This window comes from Streptomyces griseosporeus (genome assembly GCF_014656055.1).
GTDB classification, from domain to species: domain Bacteria; phylum Actinomycetota; class Actinomycetes; order Streptomycetales; family Streptomycetaceae; genus Streptomyces; species Streptomyces griseosporeus.
Genome location: NZ_BNBR01000006.1, coordinates 556,127 through 563,512, shown reverse-complemented (window position 1 = coordinate 563,512; position 7,386 = coordinate 556,127). Strand labels below are relative to the sequence as shown.

7 protein-coding genes are annotated in these 7,386 nt (G+C 72.6%); 1 reads left to right on the top strand and 6 read right to left on the bottom strand.

All coding sequences use genetic code 11. From position 1 onward, the window contains the following. Positions 1-142 precede the first annotated feature (142 nt). From IE308_RS29190 to IE308_RS29175, 4 genes are read right to left on the bottom strand one after another with little or no spacing between them, the layout of a single operon-like run. The gene (locus IE308_RS29190; RefSeq protein ID WP_190220192.1) at positions 143-808 is read right to left on the bottom strand and encodes a response regulator; all 666 of its coding nucleotides are present in this window, start codon (positions 806-808) and stop codon (positions 143-145) included. Next, entirely contained in the window at positions 805-2,055 is a 1,251-nt protein-coding gene (locus IE308_RS29185; protein ID WP_190220191.1) for a sensor histidine kinase, read from the bottom strand. Before IE308_RS29185 ends, IE308_RS29190 begins: the two co-directional genes overlap by 4 nt. 38 nt (positions 2,056-2,093) lie before the next feature. Beyond that, the gene (locus IE308_RS29180; protein ID WP_190220190.1) at positions 2,094-2,864 is read right to left on the bottom strand and encodes an ABC transporter permease; all 771 of its coding nucleotides are present in this window, start codon (positions 2,862-2,864) and stop codon (positions 2,094-2,096) included. Continuing rightward, positions 2,861-3,778: an ABC transporter ATP-binding protein gene (locus tag IE308_RS29175; RefSeq protein WP_110629010.1), complete on the bottom strand. Its 918-nt coding sequence runs from the start codon at positions 3,776-3,778 to the stop codon at positions 2,861-2,863. Before IE308_RS29175 ends, IE308_RS29180 begins: the two co-directional genes overlap by 4 nt. 93 nt (positions 3,779-3,871) lie before the next feature. Here IE308_RS29175 and IE308_RS29170 point away from each other — a divergent pair, with 93 nt between their 5' ends. Then, complete coding sequence (locus IE308_RS29170) at positions 3,872-4,435, top strand: GNAT family N-acetyltransferase (protein ID WP_190220189.1); 564 nt, start codon at positions 3,872-3,874, stop codon at positions 4,433-4,435. A gap of 11 nt (positions 4,436-4,446) precedes the next feature. On the opposite strand, the gene IE308_RS29165 is transcribed toward IE308_RS29170, so the two are convergent. After that, positions 4,447-5,949 (bottom strand): type IV secretory system conjugative DNA transfer family protein, encoded by a 1,503-nt coding sequence (locus tag IE308_RS29165; RefSeq protein WP_190220188.1) that lies wholly within the window; start codon positions 5,947-5,949, stop codon positions 4,447-4,449. A gap of 15 nt (positions 5,950-5,964) precedes the next feature. Then, a complete protein-coding gene (locus IE308_RS29160; RefSeq protein ID WP_110629007.1) occupies positions 5,965-7,374 on the bottom strand; it encodes an ATP-binding protein in 1,410 nt (469 codons plus the stop codon). Between the last annotated feature and the right edge of the window lie 12 nt (positions 7,375-7,386).

The following is a 7,386-nucleotide window of genomic DNA, read 5'->3' as shown; positions in this document are numbered from 1 at the left end:
AAGCCTCACAGCGCCGATGGTACTGCAGGGGGGACCCTGTGGGAGAGTAGGACGCCGCCGAACAATTTTTCCGGGAAACCCCGCACCTTCTGGTGCGGGGTTTTCTGCGTTTTCGGCCCGTTTCAGGCCCTTTCCAGGCCTTTCAGGACGGGTGTACCAGGCGGGTGTCGTACGCCAGGATCACCGCCTGGATGCGGTCCCTGGAGCCTGTCTTCGCCAGGATGCGGCCCACGTGGGTTTTGACCGTCGATTCGGCCAGGTGGAAGCGGTCCGCGATTTCCGTGTTCGTCCAGCCGCGCCCCATCGCCGTGAGTATTTCGCGTTCGCGGTCGGTGAGGGCCGCCAGGCGGGGGTCCGTGGCGTCCGGGTCGGCCGAGGGCGTGGGGAGGAGCTGGGCGTACGCGTCCAGGAGGCGGCGGGTCAGGGCCGGGGCGACCACCGCGTCGCCGGAGGCCACCGCGCGGATTCCCGAGAGGAGTTCCTCCGGCAGCGCGTCTTTGATCAGGAAGCCCGAGGCGCCGGCGCGCAGGCCCGCGTAGGCGTACTCGTCCAGGTCGAACGTCGTCAGGATCAGGACGCGGGTGCGGTCGCCGGCCAGGGTGATGCGGCGGGTCGCCTCGATGCCGTCCAGGCCCGGCATGCGGATGTCCATCAGGACGACGTCGGGGCGGAGTTCCGCCGTCATGCGGATCGCCTCGGAGCCGTTGGCGGCCTCGCCGAGGACGGCCATGTCGTCCTGGCTCTCCAGCAGCATGCGGAAGCCGAAACGCTGCAGGGGCTGGTCGTCGGCGATCAGGACGGTGGTCACTGGGGGACGTCCTCCGGTAGGTGCAGTCGGACCCGCCAGCCCCGGTCGGGGTGCGGGCGGGGGCCGGCTTCGAGGGTGCCGCCGTACAGGGCCGTGCGCTCGCGCATGCCGGGCAGGCCCCGGCCGGAGCCGGCGTCCGAGGGGGTGCCGCCGCGGCCGGTGTCGGTCACCGTGACCGTGACGGCGCCCTTCTGGTCGTAGGAGAGCGTGATGTCGGCGGTGGCGTTCGGGCCCGCGTGTTTGAGGGTGTTGGTGAGGGCCTCCTGGATCACCCGGTAGACCGTGAGCTGGCGGCCCGGGGGGAGGGCGGGTGGGGTGCCGTGGGTGACCGTGTGGACGGGGAGGCCTGCTCGGCGTACGCCCTCGATCAGGTGGTCCAGGTCGGTGAGCGTGGGTTGGGGGGTGCGGGTGGGTTCCGGTGGGGGCGGGTCCTCGTCGCGCAGGACGTCGAGGAGGCGGCGTAGTTCCGTCAGGGCCTGCCGGCTCGTCGTGGCGATCGCGTCCAGGGCCTGGCCGGCGCGGGCGGGGGACTTGGCGGCGGCGTAGCGGCCGCCGTCGGCCAGGCCCGTGATGACCGACAGGTTGTGGCCGATGATGTCGTGCATCTCGCGGGCGATCCGGGCGCGTTCGGCGGCGGTGGCCAGGCGAGCCTGCTGGTCGCGTTCCGTCTCCAGGCGGCGGGCGCGGTCCTCCAGGGCGGCCGTGTAGTCGCGGCGGGTGCGCAGGGCGATGCCGAGGACGGCCGCGAGGAGGAGGGAGAGCAGCTGGGGGACGATGTCGTCGTCCGCGCCGCCTCGGGAGTGGCGGGTCGCGGTCACGATCACCGGGGTGAGGCAGAGGGGGATCGCCCAGAGGAGCGTGCGCAGGGGGCGGCGCAGGGCGATGTGGTGGATGACCAGGAGTTGGAGGAGGGCTGCTTGGAGGGTGGCGCCTGTCCAGGCGTTCGTCAGGGCCAGGGGGGTGGTCGCCAGGAGGATCGTGCGGGGGTGGGTGCGGCGCCAGAGGAGGGGAACGGCGAAGCCCAGGTTGAGGGTGAGGACCAGCCATTCCGGTGTGGCGGGGTTGCGGGTGACGTTGCGCCAGCCGTCGCCCGCGTAGTCGATCACGGCGGCCGTCAGCCAGAAGGCGGTCAGGTGCAGGTCCCACAGGACGGGGTGGCGCCTGTCGAAGGCGCGCACCCGTGCGATGACGCGTTGGACGTACTGCGTGAGGGGTTCCCCCGGCTGCTCCTCCTGCACGGTGTCCATGGTGGGGGGTGTCCGGCTGCCGGGGAACACCTGGTCCGTCATACGTCCCGTCGCTGGAGCAGGACGGCCGCCGCGGTGAGGGTCGCCGCCGCCCACAGGGTGAGGGCGAGCAGGGCCGTGCCGGGTGAGGCGAGCCCCGGGCCCGGGCCGGCGTGGGTGAGGGACTCCAGGGCCTTGCCGGGGAAGTAGCGCACGGCCCGGTCGACCACGTCGTACGGGAGCATCCGGAGGATCTCCGGGAGGATCATCACCCCGCCGATGAAGATGCCCATGGCCGCGGGGACCGAGCGGACCAGGGAGCCGATGGCGAGGGCCAGGACGCCGAGGAGGGCGAGGCCGGCGGCGTTGCCCACGAGGGCGCGCGGGACGCCCGGGTCGGTGAGGGAGGCGGCCAGGGGTGTGCCGGTGAGGTGGATCTGGGCCGCGGGGAAGGCCAGCAGGTTCGTCGCGAGGACGACGGTGAAGCAGACCGCGGCGAGGACCGCCGCCTTGGACCACAGGACGGGCAGGCGGCGCGGTACGGCGGTCATCGTGGCGCGGACCAGGCCGGTCGCGTGCTCGCCCGCCGTCATCAGCACGCCGAGGACGCCCACCGTGATCTGGGTGAACTGCATGCCGATCAGGGTGAGGAGGACGGGGTCGATGTCGTCGGCGCCTTCGCCGGGTGTGTAGGCGGACGCGACGGCGACGGCGGTGGCGACGGTCAGGACCGGGGTGAGGGCCAGGTTGATCCAGGTGGAGCGGACCGTCCACAGCTTGTGCCATTCGGAGCGCAGGACGCGGGCCGGGGTGACGGCGAGGGTGCTCATGCGTGGGTTCCTTCCGCGGGGGCGTACTCGACGGAGTCGTGGGTGAGGGCCATGAACGCCTCCTCCAGGGAGGCACCTGTGGGGGTGAGTTCGAACAAGGGGATGCCGTGGGCCGCGGCCGTGCGGCCGATGTGCTCGGCGTCGGTGCCGTGGACGTGGAGCGTGCCGGGCGTGTCGCCGGTGACGGTGACGCCGGGTGCGGTCAGGTGCCGGACGAGGGCGGGGGCGTCGGGGGTGACGACCTTGACGGTGGTGGTGCCGGAGCGGCGGACGAACTCGGTGACCGTCGTGTCGGCCAGGAGCCGGCCGCGGCCGATGATGACGAGGCGTTCCGCGGTCAGGGCCATCTCGCTCATCAGGTGCGAGGAGACGAGGACGGTACGGCCCTCGGCGGCGAGCCGTTTCAGCAGGGTGCGGATCCACAGGACGCCCTCGGGGTCGAGGCCGTTGACGGGTTCGTCGAGGATCAGCGTGGCCGGGTCGCCGAGCAGGGCGGCCGCGATGCCGAGGCGCTGGCCCATGCCGAGGGAGAAGCCCTTGACGCGGCGGTGGGCGACGTCGGTGAGGCCGGTCAGCTCCAGGACGCGGGTGACGCGGGCGCGGGGGATGCCGTGGGTGAGGGCGAGGGCCGTCAGGTGGTGGTGGGCGGTGCGGCCGGGGTGGACCGAGCGGGCCTCAAGGAGGGCGCCGACCTCGGTGAGGGGCGCCGGGTGGGTGGCGTAGGCGCGGCCGGCGACGGTGGCGTGGCCGTGGGTGGGCGCGTCCAGTCCGAGGATCATGCGCAGGGTGGTGGACTTGCCGGCGCCGTTCGGGCCGAGGAAGCCGGTGACGGTGCCGGCGGGGACGGTGAAGGACAGGTCGGCGACGGCGGTCTTGTCGCCGTAGCGTTTGGTGAGGTGGTGGGCCGTAATCATGGTGTCGATGCTCCGCCGCGGGGGCGGGCGGGGCGTCGGACGGCGGCGGTATATCGGGTGAGGGCGTAGTACCGGGGTACTACGGTGGCCGGTATGACTGTGAGCAGCGGGGACGGCGTCGTCGTACGTCCGGTTCGGGCCGATGAGTGGCGGGCCGTGAAGGAGCTGCGGCTGGACGCGCTGCGGGACCCCGTCGCTCACCTCGCGTTCCTGGAGACGTACGAGGAGGCGGCCGGGCAGCCAGACGCGTTCTGGCAGGGGCGGGCGTCGCGGGGCGCGCGCGAGGGCAGCGGGGTGCGGCAGTTCGTCGCCGAGGCGGCCGGCGGGCAGTGGGCCGGGACCGCGACCGTGCTCGTGGAGGAGTCCGGTACGACGGACTGGGCCGGGTTTCCCGTGGAGCGGCGGCAGGGGCATGTCGTCGGTGTGTTCGTACGGCCGGAGTACCGGGGGACCGGCGTCACGGGGGCGTTGTTCGAGGCCGCGCTGGAGTGGGCGTGGGGGTCCGGGGCCGAGCGGGTGCGGCTGATCGTGCACGAGGAGAACACGCGGGCGCAGGCCTTCTACCGCAAGGCCGGGTTCGAGCCCAGCGGGGTGACCGTGCCGTTGCCGCAGGCGCCGGGGCAGGTGGAGCTGGAGTTCGTGCTGGAGAAGCAGTGAACGGCCGGGTGTCAGACGGGGAGTTCGGCGTGCGGCCAGCGGGCGCGGGCCTGTTCCCGGGAGCGGAGCAGGGCCAGCGTCGGCAGGCCCCGGTCCGCCCCGGTGGCCAGCAGCTCCGGCAGCTGGGGAAGCGGAGCCACCGCGGCGACGTCGTCGAGGACGAGCGTCAGTGGTGGGTCGAGCCGACCGGAGGATGACCGTTCGGCCATGCGCCGGCCGCGCTCGACCACGCTGGAGACGAGGGCCGTCAGGAGCGGCATCGCGCCGGGGTTCGTCCTGGGGTCCTCGATGGATTCACCGACCACATAAAGCGTGCCCCCTTCGTGGACGAAGGAATCCAAGGCGAGCGCATCAGTTCGGTTGGGAGTGCAGGCCTCGCGGACGTTGACCGTGAACAGGGCGGACAGGGCGCGGGTGAGGAGTTCCTGGGCCATGTCGCGGCGGTCGGGGTGGGCGGTGAGCGCGGCCTCCAGTTCGCCCGCGGCGCCGGGGGCGGCCTTCGGGCTGGTACGGAGGACGCGGACGGCGTCCTGGATCTGGGTGCCCTGGGCCCAGCGGTGGACGTGGCGGACGGTGCGGCCGTCGACGGCGGCGGCGTGCAGGTAGCTGCGCAGCAGGGTCGCGGCGGTGTCGGCGACCGCCTGGTCCAGGCGGGAGGTGGGGCGGACGGGGGCGAGGAGGGCGGTGGCCCGGTCCGCGGCGGTGTCCTTGTCCTCGCAGGCCGCGGTGGGGGACCAGTGGAGGCGGGCCGGGGTGTCGCAGGTGTGCGTGGGGTCGTAGAGGTGGACGGGGCCGAGTTTGGCGCGGGCGTCCTTGGTGTCGTGCCAGAGGGCGGGGGAGGAGGTGAGGACCAGGACCGGGCCGTCGGCGTCCTGGACGGCCTGGATGGCGGTGGTGTGGCGGGTCGCGGCGGGGCCGTAGTGCACCGGGCCTTCGGGGCGGGCCGTTTCCCACCCGCTCGTCTGTCTGCCGTCTGACGGGGAGCCGGCCGTCGCGGTCTCCTCCCGGCTCTCCGACAGCTCCGGCGCGGTGCGCGGCGCGGGCACCTCGTCCGGCCGTACCTCCTCCGGCCGTACCTCCTCGCGGCGCACATCGTCCCGCCGTACCTCGGGAGCCGCTTCCACCACCGGCGTGCCCTGTGCCCGGCGTCTCGCCCGTCCCGCTCTCCACCGGGCCACCGTGCCCAGCGTGAAGACGGTCAGGACGAACAGGATCATCAGCTGGCCGATGAACAGGCCCCAGAAGAGGCCGTACCCGGAGAGCTGGGGTGCGGGGGTGTCGGGCCAGGCGCCGGGGACGTCGTGCGGCCGGCCGATGAGGTGGCGCATGGCCAGGGGGGTGCGGGTGAAGGTCACCCCGTCGGGCCAGGCGCCGTGGGCGAACCAGCCGGCGAGGCCCGTCGCCGTCCACACCAGCAGGGTCATGCCGAGGAGGAACGCGAGTATGCCGACCAGGAGGCCGTCGGGGATGCCGCCCTGGCCGTCTCGCTGCCCGCGCTGGTTGTCCGGTGCCACGTCGTGCCCCCCTGCCTACGCCACCGTGGACTCGGTGTCGCCCAGGTGCTGTTCCATGAAGGCCGCCGCCCGCTCCTCCGCCTCTAGTTCGGCGGCGCGCAGGGCGTCGTCGGCGAGGTCGTCGGAGGACTCGGTCATCGCGCGGTCGGTGAAGACGAGGGGGCGTTCGGTCTCGGTGACCAGGTGTTTGACGACCTGGACGTTGCCGTTGACGTCCCAGACGGCGATGCCCGGGGTGAGGGTCGGGATGATCTCCACCGCCCAGCGGGGCAGGCCGAGGACCCGGCCGGTCGCCCGGGCCTCGTCGGCTTTCTGGGCGTAGATCGTGCGGGTGGAGGCCATTTTCAGGATCGCCGCCGCTTCCTTCGCCGCCGCGCCGTCGACGACGTCGGACAGGTGGTGGACGACCGCGACGAAGGACAGGCCGAGGCGGCGGCCGAACTTCAGCAGGCGCTGGAACAGCTGGGCCACGAACGGGCTGTTGATGATGTGCCAGGCCTCTTCCACCAGGAAGATGCGCTTCTTGCGGTCGGGGCGGATCCAGGTGTGCTCCAGCCACACGCCGACGATCGCCATCAGGATCGGCATGGCGATGGAGTTGCGGTCGATGTGGCTGAGGTCGAAGACGATCAGCGGGGCGTCGAGGTCGATGCCGACCGTGGTCGGGCCGTCGAACATGCCCCGCAGGTCGCCGTCGACCAGGCGGTCCAGGACCAGGGCGACGTCCAGGCCCCATGCCCGTACGTCGTCTATGGCGACGTTCATCGCCTCGGCCGACTCCGGCTCCGGGTGCCGTAGCTGCTCGACGATGTCGGACAGGACCGGCTGGCGGTCGACGATGGTCTCGTTGACGTAGGAGTGGGCGACCTTGAGGGCGAAGCCGGCGCGCTCGTCCAGGCCGTGGCCCATGGCGACCTCGATGATGGTCCGCAGCAGGGCCAGCTGACCGGTCGTGGTGATCGACGGGTCGAGCGGGTTGAGGCGGATGCCGTGGTCGAGGGCGGCCATCGGGTCGAGGCGGATGGGAGTTATCCCCAGCTCCTGTGCGATGAGGTTCCACTCGCCGACGCCGTCCTCGCCCTGTGCGTCCAGGACGACGACCTGGCGGTCCTTGAAGCGGAGCTGGCGCAGGACGTACGTCTTCTCCAGCGCCGACTTGCCGTTGCCGGACTCGCCGAGGACCAGCCAGTGCGGGGCCGGCAGCTGCTGGCCGTACAGCTGGAACGGGTCGTAGATGTAGCCCTTGCCGGAGTACACCTCGCGGCCGATGATCACGCCGGAGTCGCCGAGGCCGGGCGCGGCGGTCGGCAGGTAGACCGCCTGGGCCTGGCCGGTGGAGGTGCGGACCGGCAGGCGGGTCGTCTCGACCTTCCCGAACAGGAAGGACGTGAAGGCGTCCGTGAGGACGGACAGCGGGTCCCGCATCAGCGCATCAGC

Coding starts and splice junctions, on each gene's coding strand:
- IE308_RS29175 (WP_110629010.1), bottom strand. CDS start 3,778: ATGATTACGGCCCACCACCTCACCAAACGCTACGGCGACAAGACCGCC.
- IE308_RS29160 (WP_110629007.1), bottom strand. CDS start 7,374: ATGCGGGACCCGCTGTCCGTCCTCACGGACGCCTTCACGTCCTTCCTG.
- IE308_RS29185 (WP_190220191.1), bottom strand. CDS start 2,055: ATGGACACCGTGCAGGAGGAGCAGCCGGGGGAACCCCTCACGCAGTAC.
- IE308_RS29180 (WP_190220190.1), bottom strand. CDS start 2,864: ATGAGCACCCTCGCCGTCACCCCGGCCCGCGTCCTGCGCTCCGAATGG.
- IE308_RS29170 (WP_190220189.1), top strand. CDS start 3,872: ATGACTGTGAGCAGCGGGGACGGCGTCGTCGTACGTCCGGTTCGGGCC.